This window comes from Polaribacter gangjinensis, from assembly GCF_038024125.1.
Lineage (GTDB): Bacteria > Bacteroidota > Bacteroidia > Flavobacteriales > Flavobacteriaceae > Polaribacter > Polaribacter gangjinensis.
In genome coordinates this window covers 1,323,495-1,338,139 of sequence record NZ_CP150662.1, presented here as the reverse complement: position 1 = coordinate 1,338,139, position 14,645 = coordinate 1,323,495, and the positions used below count along the sequence as shown (strand labels likewise).

Here is a 14,645-nt window from a genome sequence, read left to right as displayed (position 1 = left end):
ATTTCAATTATTGAACAATGGTCAAAGCGCCAGAAGGACACTTTGCAACTTGGTCAATAATGGCTTGTTTGGATGCATTTTCTGGATGAATCCAAGGTTGATCTTTAGGTTTAAAAACGGCTGATAATCCTTTTACACAATTAGCAGAATGCGTACATTTTTCTGGTTGCCAACCAATTTTAATTTCTTCTTTTGGATATGTTTTCATCAGATAAGTTTTAGTGATTTGAAAGATACTTAAAATTTATCAAACAAAAAAAACACCAACTTTTGGTTGATGTTTTCTGTATTTTTAATATTTGGTTACTATTTCAAACTATACAAATATTCTCCATCCATAAGGATCTGCTACTTTATTTGTTTGAATATCAGTAATTTTTTTCTTTAATTGAGCCGCAAATGAATTTTCTAAAACGGGCAATTCATAATCATTTTCTTGATATCCAAAACCAGCAATTGGCGAAATTACAGCAGCAGTTCCTGCTCCAAACATTTCTTTTAAATTGCCATTTTTAGCAGCTTCAACTACTTCACCAACAGAAATTTTACGAACTTCTGTTTGAATTCCTGCATCCTCAGCAATTTGTAAAATACTTTTACGTGTAATTCCATCTAAAATTCGATCGCTTGTTGGACTCGTAATTAAGGTGTCATTGATGCGAATAAAAATATTCATGGCACCAGCTTCTTCAATAAATTGATGCGTGTTATCATCTGTCCAAATAACTTGATTATAGCCTTTATCCATAGCTAATTGAGTTGGATAAAATTGTGCTGCATAGTTTCCACCGGCTTTTGCATAACCAACACCACCATTTGCTGCACGTGCGTATTTTTCTTCAATCAATACTTTTACTTTTCCAGCAAAATAAGCTCCTGAAGGTGCAGTTGCAATGATAAATTTATATTCATTTGCAGGCGATGCATGAAATCCTGATCCTGTTGCAAACATAAATGGTCTTATGTATAGAGAACTTCCTTCATTTGTAGGAATCCAATCGTTGTCAACTTTCAACAAAGCTTTTAAACCTTCCATGAAAATTTCTTCAGGAATTTGAGGAATCATCAAACGCTCTGCAGATTTATTTAAACGTTTCCAATTGTCTAAAGGTCTAAAAAGCAAGGTATTATTTTCTGCATCTTTGTATGCTTTCATTCCTTCAAAAATAGATTGTCCGTAATGAAAAATCTTAGATGATGGATCTAATGAAATTGGTGAAAATGGCTTAATTACAGGAGTTTGCCAAGCGCCATTTTTAAAATTACACTCTAACATATGATCAGAATACACACTTCCAAAAGGTAAGTTGTTGAAATCTACTGAAGCAATTTTCGATTTTTCAATACGTTGAATTTCTATTTGAGAGGACATTAGTTTTTGATTTATTTTATGCGATGCAAAGTTACACAAATTATTTATTGGAAAAAGTGCTAAAAGCGAGCTTTGTTTTTTAAAATTCATACCTTTGTATTTCAAAATCAAAATCAAAAAACATGAGAGTATTTTTTAAATTTTTGGCTGTTGCTATTTTATTTGTAACTGCTTGTAAAACAGATAAAAAATCAACAGAATCTAACGAAGATCAAACAGAAATTGCTACAAATTTTGATACATTTGGAGCAGTTATTTCAGCAGATAATGCGTTGTCATCCAAAGAAATGTTGACAAAATTCAATTCATTACAAGTTGGTGATACTATCAATATCAAATTTGCTTCATCTATAAAAGAAGTTTGTTCTAAAAAAGGTTGTTGGATGAAATTGCCATTAGATCAAGAAGCTGAAACAATGGTTCGTTTTAAAGATTATGGATTTTTTATGCCTTTAGATTCAAAAGATCGTGAGGTAATTGTTGAAGGAAAAGCATTTGTAACGGAAGTTTCTGTTGAAGATTTAAAACATTATGCTGAGGATGCTGGAAAATCAGCTGAAGAAATTGCTAAAATAACCACTCCAAAAAAGGAATTTGCTTTTGAAGCGAATGGTGTTTTGATGAAGAAATAATGAAAAACTTCTTTATTTTTTGTGCATTAATGTTAATGATTTCTTGTTCTGAAAAAAAACAAGAAAATCAAAATCATCAAAATGAAAAAATTGTAAAGCAGTCAGAAATGGCTGCTTTAATGTTAGAAATGTATTCGTTGAATTTTGAGAATAAATCACTCATTTTAGCTGGTAAAAACCCTCAAAAACTACCCAAAGAATTTTATAAAATTCATTCCGCAAAATTGACTGATTCTACTGACAGAAATGCTTCATTTGAAGCTTTTTCGGAATTTTATTTAGATACCTATCAACAACTAATGAATTCTTCAAAAGATTCATTAATTTCAAATCACAACAAAACAGTTAATAGTTGTATTGCTTGTCACAAAACAACTTGTATTGGACCAATTCCTAGAATAAAAAAGCTGCTAATTTCAACAAATTGAAAAGAGAAATTCTCCATACTTCAGATGGTTCTACAACCATTTATTTGATTGATTGGGATGAACATTATCATTCCAAACATGGGGCGATTCAAGAAGCATATCATGTATTTATCAAAAATGGATTAGCACAAGTTTCTTTGGATGAATTTTCGATTTTAGAAATTGGTTTTGGAACAGGTTTAAATGCATTTATCACTTTTTTAGAAGCTCAAAAAAGTTCAAAAATCATTGATTATGTTGGAGTGGAAGCATATCCAGTTGAAATTTCGGAAATTAAACAACTCAACTATGTTTCTGAATTAAATGCGAATGAATTTCAGTCAATTTTTGATGAAATGCATCATATCTCTTGGGAAGAAAAAAATCAAATTTCAACCAATTTTTCATTGACTAAAAGGAAACAATTTTTTCACAATATTGATGATGAAAACACCTTTGATTTGATTTATTTTGATGCATTTGGGGCAAGAGTTCAGCCTGAACTGTGGACAGAAGAAGTTTTTGAAAAAATGTATAAAGCGTTAAAAATCAATGGCATTTTAGTGACTTATGCAGCCAAAGGAAGTGTTAGAAGAGCTTTGCAAAAAGTTGGATTTAATGTAGAGCGTTTACAAGGTCCTCCTGGAAAAAGAGAAATGTTACGTGGAGTAAAATAATTGTTTTATAGAGGAGTAAGTCAATAAATTGTATAAGCTTATTTTAATTTATCTTTACATTTTTAGAGTCTTAAAAATAGAATCATGGAATTTAGAAGGAAATTTGGAAGGAAAAAAGAAAAAAAATCAATAAAAGGATTGTTTTTAGTTGTTTTATTGGTGGTGGTTTTATATTTGTGGTTCAATGCTGATGCTTTGATAAAAGCATTTTTTTAAATCCTACTTTTTGATAACAGAAAAAATTATTTTAGGGATTGATCCAGGAACAACCATTATGGGTTTTGGACTCATCAAAGTGGTTGGAAAAAAAATGGAATTCATTCAAATGAACGAATTGCAACTCTCAAAATACGATGATCATTATCTAAAATTAAAGCACATTTTTGAACGAACTATTGAGTTGATTGACACTCATAATCCTGACGAAATTGCCATTGAAGCGCCATTTTACGGTAAAAATGTACAATCCATGTTAAAGTTGGGAAGAGCACAAGGAGTTGCCATGGCTGCTGGTTTATCACGCCAAATTCCAATTACAGAATATCTGCCAAAAAAGATAAAAATGGCCATTACAGGAAATGGAAATGCGAGTAAAGAACAAGTTGCTTTGATGTTAAAATCGCTTTTAAATCTCAAAAGTTTACCAAAAAATTTAGACGCTACAGATGGTTTGGCTGCTGCAGTTTGTCATTTTTACAATTACGGAAAAATAGAAGGTGGAATTAGTTATTCAGGATGGGAGAGTTTTGTGAAGAATAATGAAAAGAGAATAAAAAAATAGTTTTCAGTCTCAGTTTTCAGTTGGGTTATTTAATATATAATTATTAATTATGGATTTTACAAGTCTTTTAGCATTCAAAAAATCATTTCAATTGGCAATGAGAATTTTTGAAATTTCAAAGTCATTTCCAATTGAGGAAAAGTATTCACTTACAGATCAAATAAGAAGATCATCAAGAAGTGTTCCTGCAAATATTGCTGAGGCCTATAGAAAAAGAGCATACCCAAAACATTTTACAAGTAAACTTAGTGATAGTGATGCTGAAAATTCAGAGACCTTTACTTGGCTCTTGTTTGCAAATAAATGTAATTACATAAATTCAGAAATATTCCAAGAACTTTCAAATGAAATTGAAGAAGTTGGAAAATTGACACATTTTATGATGAACAATCCATCAAAATTCGGAGTTAAATTAAAATGAATCTCAAACTGAAAACTGAGACTGAAAACTGAAAACTAATTCAATGGGGGCCGTTTATATTCACATTCCATTTTGCAAACAAGCTTGTTATTATTGTGATTTTCATTTTTCTACTTCTTTGACTCGAAAAGATGAAATGATTGCTGCCATTTGTCAAGAAATTGAACTTAGAAAAAGTGAACTGAATAATACCATTATTGAAACCATTTATTTTGGAGGAGGAACTCCTAGTATATTGTCAATCAATGAGATAAATAAAATTATTGATGTTGTTTATCAACGTCATTCAGTAGTTTCATCACCCGAAATTACGTTAGAAGCAAATCCTGATGATTTATCTAACGAAAAAATAATTGAACTTTCTGAATCAAAAATAAACAGATTGAGTATTGGTATTCAGTCTTTTTTTGAACAGGATTTACAATTGATGAATCGCGCTCATAACTCAGATGAAGCAAAAAAATGCTTGGAAATTGCCACTCATTATTTTAAAAATATTTCCATTGATTTGATTTACGGAATTCCAGATTGCAACAATAAACAATGGATTGAAAATATTGAAACTGCACTCAGTTTCGGAATTCCTCATATTTCTAGTTATGCTTTAACTGTTGAGCCAAAAACAGCTTTGGCAAGTTTTATACAAAAAGGCATCATCAAAAATGTGGATGATGAAAAAGCGCAAGAGCAATTTTACATCTTAAAAGACATTTTAAAAAAGCATGATTTTGTGCATTATGAAACCTCCAATTTTGGGAAAGAAGGGTTTTTTAGTAAAAATAATTCGGGGTATTGGCAAGGAAAATCTTACCTCGGAATTGGTCCTTCAGCACATTCTTTTGATGGAAATCAGCGCAGTTGGAATGTGAGAAATAATACCAAATATATCAAAGCAATTCAAGAAAATAGCCTGCCAATTGAACGTGAAATTCTGTCAATAACTGATAAATACAATGAATATATCATGACAGGTTTACGAACAATTTGGGGAGTTTCTGTAGATAAAATTACCCAAGATTTTGGAGAAAAATATGCATCGTATTTGGCAATGCAATCTCAAAAATACTTGGATGACGAATTGTTGATTTTTGAAAATGGAATCTTAAAAACAACTGCAAAAGGTCAGTTTTTATCTGACGGAATTGCATCTGATTTATTTATGTTGAATTTGGTTTGATTTCTTTCAAAAAGAAAATTTCAAAATAAAGTTTTGAAATGCTATCTTTGAGAAACATCAATCAACAATTACTAAGTTCCCTTTATGAAAGCAACCATCGAATACAATTCTAGAAAAATTCAAATAGATGTTTCAAAACCAATTGATATTTCTATTGCAATTGATCCTCATAAACAAGCTGTAAATGCTTGGTATATTGATGATCCAAAAATTTTTCCACAAGAATTTGATGATGAAAAGGTCTTGGTTTCTGAAGGGGCTGTAGTTAATTTTAATAACATTCATTTCAATCCGCATTCGCACATTACGCATACAGAATGTGTAGGTCATATCACTGAAAAAATTCATTCTGTAAATCAAAATTTAAAGCATTATTTTTTTGTTGCAGAAGTTATAACTGTTGCTCCAGAATTTAGAGATGGTGATTTTGTAATATCTCAAAAACAATTGCAAACTGCGTTGAGAAATAAAAAACGAGATGCAGTTGTCATTAGGACTTTGCCAAATTTAAGAAGTGATAAAAAAGGAATGAGATATTCCAATACAAATCCGCCTTATTTATTAGAGGAAACTGCCATTTATTTGAGAGAAAAAGGTATCAAACATTTGTTGGTTGATTTACCTTCTGTAGATAAAGAAAAAGATGGAGGCGAATTATTGGCACACAATGCTTTTTGGAATACAGCTGGAGAAATCAGGATGGATGCAACAATTACAGAGTTCATTTACGTTTCTAATAAAGTAAATGATGGCGAATATTTATTGAATTTGATGATTGCACCTTTTGAAAATGATGCCACTCCAAGCAAACCAATTTTGTATGAAATTTTATCATAATTTATGAGAAAAGGATGGCTTTTAAAACGGTTTTTTTTGGGAGTTTTATTATTGATTATTGTGCTTCTTTACCAAGGATTTTACGCTGATATTTCACCAGAAGAACTCAAAAAAAATTATGCAAACGAACATTCTAAATTTATTGAAATTGATGGAATGCAAGTGCATTACAGAGATGAAGGAAAAGGATTTCCAATTGTTTTAATTCATGGAACTGCAGCTTCTTTGCATACTTGGGATGCTTGGAATCAAGAGCTTATCAAAAATTACAGAGTCATCAGAATGGATTTGCCAGCATTCGGAATTACAGGTCCCAATAAAAATGCAGCTTATTCTATTAAAAATTACACCCAATTTTTACATCAGTTTTTATCAAAATTACACATCGAAAAATGTTATTTAGCCGGAAATTCTCTAGGAGGAAATATTGCATGGAATTACACAGCTGAACATCCTGAAAAAGTTACCAAACTCATTTTGATTGATGCAAGTGGATTGCCAACTAACAAATCACAACCTTTTGTTTTTAAAATGGCAAAAACTCCCATTTTAAATTCACTTTTCTTATACTTTACTCCAAAATATTTTATTGAAAAAAATATCCAAGAAGTATATGCAGATGATTCAAAAATTACAGATGAATTGATAACGCGTTATCACAAAATGGCTTTGCGAACTGGAAATAGACAGGCTTTTATTGACAGAGCAAAAACCGATTTTACACCAAATGAATTCAAAAATTCTGAAAAATTGAGAAGTATTCAAACACCAACAATTTTAATTTGGGGAGCAAAAGACGAATGGATTCCGTTAGATAACGGAAAACGAATGAACAATTTACTGCCAAATGCAACTTTGTATGTTTTGGAAAATTCAGGTCATGTTCCAATGGAAGAAAATCCTAAAGAAAGTTTGTTAATTTTAAAGGAATTTTTAAATTGATGTTTTTTGCTGAAAGCAAATCAAAACCACTTTTTTCTTTTAAAATACCAAACAATAAAAAGGCTAATTACAAACATAAACCCAAGTAATAAAAAATAGCCATACTGGAATTTCAATTCGGGCATATTTTCAAAATTCATTCCATAAATTCCAGCTAAAAATGTCAATGGAATAAAAATGACAGATAAAATTGTTAACGTTTTCATGACCTCGTTCAAACGATGTCCTTGAATACTAAAAATCAAATTGATTTTACTCTCTAATTCTTGCAATTCAAAATCGATATTCGTCAATAAATTATTGATTTGTTCTTTTAATTCACTAAAGTATTTGTTGTTAAATCCTTTAATTTCAATAGTTTCCAATTTCATAACAACATCTCTTAAACTCAATGTTGCTTTTTTAAAATTGAACAATTCTTGCTTTCTTTTTTCAACTAAAGATGTAAATTCAGGCGTAGGTTTTACTCTAGAAATATCCAATTGATCAGAACTAATGGCTGCATTTTTTTGATACGTTTCTAAGTAATTATCCACAATAGATTCTAATAACAAAAACAATAAATAATCACTTTTTTTCTTTCTAACAACACCTTTATTTCCCTCAATTCGTTCGCGAATCCAACCAAAATAATCGCCCTTTTTTTCTTGAATACTCCATAAAGAATGAGTTGAAATCATGAAAAGAATTTGTTCTGAACTTAAATTCTTTTGATCCGTTTTTAAAACTCTAATTGTTAAAAAAATCAAATTATCTAGTAAAATTACTTTGTTAGGATGTTCATCATCACTCAATAGTTTTAATAAAAAATCATCTAAATTCGAATTTTGAACGACTGTTTTAAATTCATTTTTAAAATACAATCCATACGTATTTAACCATTTTATTTCATCTGGATTATCTGTCAATAATATTTCAGAAATATCAGTAAAAGTAGTTCTTTCGTGTTTTTTTGGTGCGTATGTAATTAATGAAGTTTGGCTAAGAAAATCTGGTTGCATATTCAAAAGAATTGTATTTTTGAAACGAAAGATACTTTTTTTAGTTGGAATTTGAGTTGTTTTTTTTAAATCATTCTTTATGCATATTGATGAAATTCGGGATTTTTGCCTTTCCAAAAAAGGTGTTACTGAACATTTTCCTTTTGATGATGTTACACTTGTTTTTAAAGTCATGAACAAAATGTTTGCATTGGTAGGCTTGGATTCTTGGGAAAAAGGCGATCAAAAAATCAATCTAAAATGCAATCCAGATTGGTCTGAAGAATTGAGAAGTGAATATGAAGGTATCAATCCAGGTTGGCACATGAACAAAAAATTATGGAATACAGTAACATTGAATACTTCAGATATTTCTGATGAATTGGCCAAAAAACTCATCAATCATTCTTATGATGAAGTTGTGAAAGGTTTAACCAAAAAATTACAAAAAGAATTAGCTGAAATGTAAATCATATTTTCCTGCAAGGTTTTCAAAACCTTGTAGGTATTAAAATGATGAATCACTTTTACCCATTTTTCATAGATTTTCAATAACTTTAAAGCATCAAAAAAAAACTTCAAATATGACATTCAATTGGGAAGGTGTAATGCCTGCAGTGTTTACATGGTTAAAAGAGTCAAAATCAGGTGGTCTTGAAATTGACTTTGATACAACGCAAAAACAGGCCGCAGGTATTTTAAAAGTTCAAGGAAAGGGTGGAAGCAGAATGAGCGGACTTGTCGGTTCTGGTACTCTGGGTGAGAATAGTTATTTGAGTACCAAACAGCGACTTTCTTTGCTTACATCCCTTTCTGAGGTTGCTAAAGAATACAATGTTCCATTGATTAGCGGAGCTTCTGCAGAAACTAAGGAAGAGCTTACTAGAATCATTGAAGGACTTGCAAAAGTCGGAGTTGATACAGTCATGGTTATGCCACCAAAAACGAAGGCGGTTCCTTCTGAAAAAGAAATGTATGAGTATTTTGCACTTTCTGAAGCCACTGCAAAAGATGTACATGTAACCATTATGCCTTATAACAATCCTGATGCAGCTGGTTATCATGCGCTATCAACAGACCTTCTCTTAAGGCTTTCAGTGCTTCCTAAAGTAACTGCGCTTAAAATATCGACTATAGATGTTTCAATTATTGAAACGCTGATGTTAGAGAACAAAGATTTAAAAATTTTAGTAGGAGTAGATACAGTTACTGTACATGCAGGACTAGCAGGAGCATGTGGTGGAATTACAGGTGTTGGTTGTATCTTTCCAAAAGCTAGTGTTACTATGCAGGAGTATATTTTAAATGGAGAATGGGCTGAGGCAAACAAAATTTCACAGGCTCTAAATTCGATGTCGTATTTAGATGCTCAACCGCTGCTTTTGGAATATCTTAAGTTAGCTATGGGAATTCATCACAATGATGTTGCAGGAGGTTTACGAACCTTTGGCAAGAAATTAACAAAACAGCAAATTGATGATGTACATGCAAGATACATTCTGGCGAAAGAAAGACTTGAAGTTTTAGATTTAATAAGTTGATTTTTTAAAAAAATCGCAAATGACAAATTTTCATTTTAAACAATAATCACAGATACACTCATCATAAAAACACTTACAAAATAGTAAATTTACAAAAGTTCATTTAGAAAAAAAGTAAAGATGATTACAGGAAAAAACTACATAGGAAATCAAGTATCAGCCAAAGGGAATAAAACATTTAAAACGTTTAATCCTGAATTAGACCAAGAAAACGATACCGTTTTTGTAGAAGCAACTCCTGATGAAATTGATGAAGCAGTTTCGCTTGCTTACATAGCTTTCAAAGAATACAGTAAAATTTCAGGTGCTAAAAAAGCGGCTTTTTTAAATGCAATTGCAGATGAAATATTAGCTTTAGATCAAGAATTGATTAACATGTATTGTTCAGAAACTGGTTTGCCAGAAGCAAGAGCGCTTGGAGAAAGAGGTAGAACTGTTGGGCAATTGCGAAGTTTTGCAAATTTAGTAGCAGAAGGTTCTTGGTTAGAAGCAACTATTGATTTGGCCCAACCTAAAAGAGAGCCATTGCCAAAATCAGACATCAGAAAAATGCTCATTCCTTTAGGACCAGTCGTTGTTTTTGGTGCTAGTAATTTTCCATTGGCATATTCAACTGCAGGAGGAGATTCAGCTGCTGCATTGGCTGCAGGTTGTCCTGTAATTGTAAAATCGCACCCAATGCATGCTGGAACAGGAAGTTTAGTGGCTTTAGCAATTGTAAAAGCTGCGCAAAAAACAGGCATGCCTAATGGAGTTTTTTCCAATTTAAATTCAAGCGGAATTGAAGTTGGCCAGCAATTAGTTTCACATCAAAAAGTAAAAGCTGTTGGATTTACAGGAAGCATCAAAGGAGGAAGAGCTTTGTACGATTTAGCTGCTAAAAGAGAGGAACCAATTCCCGTTTTTGCTGAAATGGGCAGTATCAATCCAGTTGTAATTTTACCAAATGCTTTAAAGAATAGACATCAAGAAATTGCAAAAACCTATGCTAATTCAATCACTTTAGGAACAGGACAATTTTGCACTAATCCAGGTTTGTTATTGGGAATTAAAAGTGATGCTTTAACTAGTTTTATAGAAAATTTATCAGAAGAAATCCTAAAAATTCAACCTACTTGCATGTTGCATCCGAATATTAAAAATGGATATGAAGTAAATAAATCCAAAATCATTTCTCAAAAAAACGTTTCAATAGTTGCAAATTATGATTCAGAAGTTTCAGATAATTTTGCTCAACAAGCAATTGTAAGTGTTGATGGAGCTACTTTTTTAGAAAATCCAACGTTGCATTTGGAGGTTTTTGGTCCTTTTTCTATGGTTGTTCAATGTGAAAATGAAGCTGAATTGGAAAACGTAATTGCTCATTTAGAAGGGCAATTGACAGGAACTATAATTGCAGCTGATCAAGAAATTGAGGATTATCAAAACATCATTTCAGCGTTGCAAAATAGAGTTGGACGCATCATTTTCAATGGTGTGCCAACTGGTGTTGAAGTATGTGAATCTATGGTTCATGGTGGTCCATATCCAGCTTCTACTGATAGCAGATTTACTGCTGTTGGTGTGAATTCCATCAAACGTTGGGTTCGTCCTTTTTCTTACCAAGATTGGCCTAATGAATTGTTGCCAAAAGAATTGCAAAATGAAAATCCGTTAGGAATTATTAGAAAAGTTGACGGAATTAGCACCACTGAAAAAATATACTTATGAAAAACCTGATAGCTTATTTTTTATTCTTTTTTGTTGTTTTCAATTCTACTGTAAATGCAAATGAAAAATGTGAATCATCAAAAAAACAACTTGAAAAAATTATCAAAACTTATGAAAGTCATGAAGGTTTTGATCGTCAAAAATTTCCTTTAGGGCTTTACACCAAAGAATATTACAAAGCTGAAGCCGATTTTGCTACCTCACTTTTAAAAGAATTTGAGTGCATTCAATTAGATGACTTATCAGAAACTGAAAAGATTTCTTGCAAATTATTGCAATTTGTTTTGCAAGATGACATTGATTTTTACAAGTTTGAAAGGTTTTTAAATCCGCTTTTATCAGATGCTGGTTTTCATAGCAGTTTAAATTATCAAATTAGACCCATCAATAATTTATGGCAAGCAAAAGCGTATTTGAATAAATTGAATGCGTTGCCAATATTTGTAGATCAACATTTTGTCAATTTAAGAGAGGGTTTGCAAAAAGGAGTTTCACAGCCAAAAGTAATTTTTATTGGATACGAATCTACTTATAATGATCATATTGTGGATGATTTTAGGAAAAGTCCCTTTTATAAGCCATTTCTAAAACTGCCTGAAAGTCTCTCTGCAAAACAAAAAGATTCTATTTTATTGGCAGCAAAAGATGCCATTGAGAAAAAAGTTGTTCCACAATTTCAACGAATTAAGACATTTTTTGAAAAGGAATATTTACCAAAAACCAGAACCACTCTAGGCGTTTCACAAACCCCAAATGGAGCAGCGTATTATCAAAACAGAATTAATTTTTACACTACAAGTAAACAATATACAGCTGAAGATATTCATCAAATCGGATTGAAAGAAGTAGCAAGAATCAAAGCTGAAATGGAAAAAATCATCCAGGAATTGAATTTTAAAGGAAGTTTTGCTGATTTTTTTCAATTTTTAAGAACTGATCCACAGTTTTTTGCAAAAACTCCTAAAGAAATTTTGATGATTGCAAGAGATATTGCCAAAAGAGTAGATGCTGAGTTGCCACGTTTTTTCAAAACCTTACCAAGAAAACCTTATGGAGTTGCACCTGTACCAGATGCAATTGCGCCAAAATACACAAGTGGACGTTATATTGGAACATCCAAAAACAGCACAGAACCTGGTTATTATTGGGTAAATACCTATGATTTGCCAAGTAGAACTTTGTACACATTACCAGCATTAACCGTTCATGAAGCAGTTCCAGGACATCATTTACAAGGCAGTTTGAACAATGAATTGGGAGAATCTATTCCGCAATTTCGACGAAATTTATATCTTTCTGCATATGGTGAAGGTTGGGGATTGTATTCCGAATTTTTAGCAGATGAAATGGGAATATACACAACACCTTATGAACAATTTGGAAAATTGACTTACGAAATGTGGCGTGCTTGCAGATTGGTTGTTGATACAGGAATTCATGCAAAAAATTGGACAAGAGAGCAAGTTGTCAAATACATGTCAGAAAATACAGCGCTTTCATTACACGAAATCAATACTGAAACTGACAGGTATATTTCTTGGCCAGGACAAGCCTTGTCTTATAAAATGGGAGAAATTAAAATCAGAGAATTACGAACAAAAGCCGAAAAAATCCTTGGAAATAAATTTAATATCAGAGATTTTCATGAAGTTATTTTAGAACAAGGAACAGTTTCTTTAGCCATTTTAGAAGAGCGAGTTCTCAATTATATTCAAAGAGTTTTAAATGAGTAAACATACTTTTGTGTGTATTGATGCACATACTTGCGGAAATCCTGTAAGAGTAATAAAAAGTGGAGGTCCTGATTTGGTGGGAAAAACCATGAACGAAAAGCGATTGCATTTTTTAAAAGAATTCGATTGGATTCGCAAAGGCTTAATGTTTGAACCAAGAGGTCATGACATGATGAGTGGCAGTATTTTGTATCCTCCACACAATCCTGAAAATGATTTTTCGATATTATTCATAGAAACTTCAGGCTGTTTGCCTATGTGTGGACATGGAACAATTGGCACGATTACCATTGCAATTGAAGAAGGATTAATCACTCCAAAAATTCCTGGAAAAATCAAAATGGAAGCTCCTGCAGGTTTGGTTGAAATTGAATATCATCAAAAAAATAATAAAGTTGAGTGGGTAAAACTAACTAATGTGAAAAGTTATTTAGCTGCTGAAAATTTAACGATTGATTGTCCAGAATTAGGAGAAATTACGTTCGATGTTGCTTATGGAGGAAATTTTTATGCGATTGTAGATCCTCAAAAAAACTTCTCTGGAGTTCAAGATTTTACAGCATCAAAAATCATTCAATATTCGCAAATAATTAGAGAGCGCATCAATCAAAAATACCCAAATTGGTTTGTGCATCCTGAAAATGAAAGTATCAAAAATGTAACACATTTATTATGGACAGGAACTCCAATCAATCTAAATTCTAATGGAAGAAATGCTGTTTTTTATGGTGAAAAAGCGATTGATAGAAGTCCTTGTGGCACAGGAACATCAGCAAGATTGGCGCAATTGTATGCTAAAGGAATACTTAAAGTGGGTGAAAAATTCATCCATGAAAGCTTTATTGGAAGTACTTTTATTGGTTGTGTTGAAGAGGAAACTACTGTCAATGAAAAATTGGCAATCATTCCAAGTATTCAAGGTTGGGCAAAAATTTATGGTCAAAATACCATTACAATAGATACAGAAGATGATCCATATGCCTATGGATTTAGTGTTATTTAGTGTGATTTAATGATTTAATGAATTAATTTGAAAATGATTTAATGGAAAAATTAAATGAAAATTTATGAATAAATCAGATTTTATTGAAGTTTTAAAACAGAGAACTAAACAGTTAGCAATTGATGTAATTCATATGTATGATAAAATTCAAAAAACTGATGCAACAAGAATAATTGGAAGACAATTAATTAGGTCTGTTACATCTACTGCTGCAAATTATAGAGCGACTTGTATTGCTCGATCTCAAAAAGAATTTTTTTCAAAAATAAGCATTGTTGTTGAAGAAGCAGATGAAACTTTATTTTGGTTAGAAATATTAAAAGAGGCAAATTTTGCTTCATCAGAAACTATTGATCCATTGATTAACGAAACATTAGAAATATTAAAAATAATGTCTAAAGCCAGAAAAAATGCAGGCAATAACTAATTCAT

The 14,645-nt window shown here is 31.5% G+C and carries 18 protein-coding genes; 15 read left to right on the top strand and 3 right to left on the bottom strand.

Going from position 1 to position 14,645, the window contains the following annotated elements; translation table 11 throughout:
- Window positions 1-7: 7 nt before the first annotated feature.
- Both WHA43_RS05995 and WHA43_RS05990 read right to left on the bottom strand, forming a co-directional pair.
- On the bottom strand, window positions 8-208 hold the full coding sequence (locus tag WHA43_RS05995) for a (4Fe-4S)-binding protein (protein ID WP_105046195.1): 201 nt from the start codon (window positions 206-208) through the stop codon (window positions 8-10).
- Window positions 209-316: 108 nt separating this feature from the next.
- On the bottom strand, window positions 317-1,372 hold the full coding sequence (locus WHA43_RS05990) for a branched-chain amino acid aminotransferase (RefSeq protein ID WP_105046194.1): 1,056 nt from the start codon (window positions 1,370-1,372) through the stop codon (window positions 317-319).
- Window positions 1,373-1,494: 122 nt separating this feature from the next.
- Here WHA43_RS05990 and WHA43_RS05985 point away from each other — a divergent pair, with 122 nt between their 5' ends.
- The 9 genes from WHA43_RS05985 (at window position 1,495) to WHA43_RS05945 (ending at window position 7,246) form a co-directional block, all read left to right on the top strand.
- Complete coding sequence (locus WHA43_RS05985) at window positions 1,495-2,004, top strand: DUF4920 domain-containing protein (RefSeq protein WP_105046193.1); 510 nt, start codon at window positions 1,495-1,497, stop codon at window positions 2,002-2,004.
- Window positions 2,004-2,432 carry a hypothetical protein gene (locus WHA43_RS05980; RefSeq protein ID WP_105046192.1) on the top strand — a complete coding sequence of 143 codons (429 nt, stop codon included), beginning with the start codon at window positions 2,004-2,006 and terminating at the stop codon, window positions 2,430-2,432. Before WHA43_RS05985 ends, WHA43_RS05980 begins: the two co-directional genes overlap by 1 nt.
- Window positions 2,429-3,088, top strand: coding sequence for a tRNA (5-methylaminomethyl-2-thiouridine)(34)-methyltransferase MnmD (gene mnmD / locus WHA43_RS05975; RefSeq protein WP_105046191.1), 660 nt, complete (start codon window positions 2,429-2,431; stop codon window positions 3,086-3,088). Before WHA43_RS05980 ends, mnmD begins: the two co-directional genes overlap by 4 nt.
- An 84-nt stretch (window positions 3,089-3,172) precedes the next feature.
- Window positions 3,173-3,304 carry a hypothetical protein gene (locus WHA43_RS05970; protein WP_262903973.1) on the top strand — a complete coding sequence of 44 codons (132 nt, stop codon included), beginning with the start codon at window positions 3,173-3,175 and terminating at the stop codon, window positions 3,302-3,304.
- A 10-nt stretch (window positions 3,305-3,314) separates the two neighbouring features.
- The gene (gene ruvC, locus WHA43_RS05965; protein ID WP_105046190.1) at window positions 3,315-3,869 is read left to right on the top strand and encodes a crossover junction endodeoxyribonuclease RuvC; all 555 of its coding nucleotides are present in this window, start codon (window positions 3,315-3,317) and stop codon (window positions 3,867-3,869) included.
- Window positions 3,870-3,918: 49 nt separating this feature from the next.
- On the top strand, window positions 3,919-4,290 hold the full coding sequence (locus WHA43_RS05960) for a four helix bundle protein (protein ID WP_105046189.1): 372 nt from the start codon (window positions 3,919-3,921) through the stop codon (window positions 4,288-4,290).
- 43 nt (window positions 4,291-4,333) lie between these two features.
- Window positions 4,334-5,467 (top strand): radical SAM family heme chaperone HemW, encoded by a 1,134-nt coding sequence (gene hemW, locus WHA43_RS05955; protein ID WP_105046188.1) that lies wholly within the window; start codon window positions 4,334-4,336, stop codon window positions 5,465-5,467.
- An 84-nt stretch (window positions 5,468-5,551) separates the two neighbouring features.
- Entirely contained in the window at window positions 5,552-6,304 is a 753-nt protein-coding gene (locus tag WHA43_RS05950; protein WP_105046187.1) for a cyclase family protein, read from the top strand.
- Window positions 6,305-6,340: 36 nt separating this feature from the next.
- Window positions 6,341-7,246 (top strand): alpha/beta fold hydrolase, encoded by a 906-nt coding sequence (locus WHA43_RS05945; RefSeq protein WP_226742841.1) that lies wholly within the window; start codon window positions 6,341-6,343, stop codon window positions 7,244-7,246.
- 20 nt (window positions 7,247-7,266) lie between these two features.
- Here WHA43_RS05945 and WHA43_RS05940 read toward each other — a convergent pair whose 3' ends face one another.
- Window positions 7,267-8,247 carry a CorA family divalent cation transporter gene (locus WHA43_RS05940; protein ID WP_105046185.1) on the bottom strand — a complete coding sequence of 327 codons (981 nt, stop codon included), beginning with the start codon at window positions 8,245-8,247 and terminating at the stop codon, window positions 7,267-7,269.
- A gap of 79 nt (window positions 8,248-8,326) precedes the next feature.
- Here WHA43_RS05940 and WHA43_RS05935 point away from each other — a divergent pair, with 79 nt between their 5' ends.
- The 6 genes from WHA43_RS05935 (at window position 8,327) to WHA43_RS05910 (ending at window position 14,640) form a co-directional block, all read left to right on the top strand.
- The gene (locus WHA43_RS05935; RefSeq protein WP_105046184.1) at window positions 8,327-8,695 is read left to right on the top strand and encodes an MmcQ/YjbR family DNA-binding protein; all 369 of its coding nucleotides are present in this window, start codon (window positions 8,327-8,329) and stop codon (window positions 8,693-8,695) included.
- 115 nt (window positions 8,696-8,810) lie between these two features.
- Window positions 8,811-9,767 carry a dihydrodipicolinate synthase family protein gene (locus tag WHA43_RS05930; protein WP_105046183.1) on the top strand — a complete coding sequence of 319 codons (957 nt, stop codon included), beginning with the start codon at window positions 8,811-8,813 and terminating at the stop codon, window positions 9,765-9,767.
- Window positions 9,768-9,887: 120 nt separating this feature from the next.
- Window positions 9,888-11,477 carry an aldehyde dehydrogenase (NADP(+)) gene (locus WHA43_RS05925; RefSeq protein ID WP_105046182.1) on the top strand — a complete coding sequence of 530 codons (1,590 nt, stop codon included), beginning with the start codon at window positions 9,888-9,890 and terminating at the stop codon, window positions 11,475-11,477.
- The gene (locus WHA43_RS05920) at window positions 11,474-13,210 is read left to right on the top strand and encodes a DUF885 domain-containing protein (protein WP_105046181.1); all 1,737 of its coding nucleotides are present in this window, start codon (window positions 11,474-11,476) and stop codon (window positions 13,208-13,210) included. Before WHA43_RS05925 ends, WHA43_RS05920 begins: the two co-directional genes overlap by 4 nt.
- Window positions 13,203-14,213: a 4-hydroxyproline epimerase gene (locus tag WHA43_RS05915; RefSeq protein ID WP_105046180.1), complete on the top strand. Its 1,011-nt coding sequence runs from the start codon at window positions 13,203-13,205 to the stop codon at window positions 14,211-14,213. The genes WHA43_RS05920 and WHA43_RS05915 overlap by 8 nt, the downstream gene beginning before the upstream one ends.
- Window positions 14,214-14,277: 64 nt before the next feature.
- Window positions 14,278-14,640: a four helix bundle protein gene (locus WHA43_RS05910; RefSeq protein ID WP_105046179.1), complete on the top strand. Its 363-nt coding sequence runs from the start codon at window positions 14,278-14,280 to the stop codon at window positions 14,638-14,640.
- Window positions 14,641-14,645 lie beyond the last annotated feature (5 nt).

Coding starts and splice junctions, on each gene's coding strand:
- WHA43_RS05920 (WP_105046181.1), top strand. CDS start 11,474: ATGAAAAACCTGATAGCTTATTTTTTATTCTTTTTTGTTGTTTTCAAT.
- WHA43_RS05970 (WP_262903973.1), top strand. CDS start 3,173: ATGGAATTTAGAAGGAAATTTGGAAGGAAAAAAGAAAAAAAATCAATA.
- WHA43_RS05925 (WP_105046182.1), top strand. CDS start 9,888: ATGATTACAGGAAAAAACTACATAGGAAATCAAGTATCAGCCAAAGGG.
- WHA43_RS05930 (WP_105046183.1), top strand. CDS start 8,811: ATGACATTCAATTGGGAAGGTGTAATGCCTGCAGTGTTTACATGGTTA.
- WHA43_RS05910 (WP_105046179.1), top strand. CDS start 14,278: ATGAATAAATCAGATTTTATTGAAGTTTTAAAACAGAGAACTAAACAG.
- WHA43_RS05935 (WP_105046184.1), top strand. CDS start 8,327: ATGCATATTGATGAAATTCGGGATTTTTGCCTTTCCAAAAAAGGTGTT.
- WHA43_RS05985 (WP_105046193.1), top strand. CDS start 1,495: ATGAGAGTATTTTTTAAATTTTTGGCTGTTGCTATTTTATTTGTAACT.
- hemW (WP_105046188.1), top strand. CDS start 4,334: ATGGGGGCCGTTTATATTCACATTCCATTTTGCAAACAAGCTTGTTAT.
- WHA43_RS05980 (WP_105046192.1), top strand. CDS start 2,004: ATGAAAAACTTCTTTATTTTTTGTGCATTAATGTTAATGATTTCTTGT.
- WHA43_RS05940 (WP_105046185.1), bottom strand. CDS start 8,247: ATGCAACCAGATTTTCTTAGCCAAACTTCATTAATTACATACGCACCA.
- WHA43_RS05915 (WP_105046180.1), top strand. CDS start 13,203: ATGAGTAAACATACTTTTGTGTGTATTGATGCACATACTTGCGGAAAT.
- WHA43_RS05960 (WP_105046189.1), top strand. CDS start 3,919: ATGGATTTTACAAGTCTTTTAGCATTCAAAAAATCATTTCAATTGGCA.
- WHA43_RS05995 (WP_105046195.1), bottom strand. CDS start 208: ATGAAAACATATCCAAAAGAAGAAATTAAAATTGGTTGGCAACCAGAA.
- WHA43_RS05990 (WP_105046194.1), bottom strand. CDS start 1,372: ATGTCCTCTCAAATAGAAATTCAACGTATTGAAAAATCGAAAATTGCT.
- WHA43_RS05950 (WP_105046187.1), top strand. CDS start 5,552: ATGAAAGCAACCATCGAATACAATTCTAGAAAAATTCAAATAGATGTT.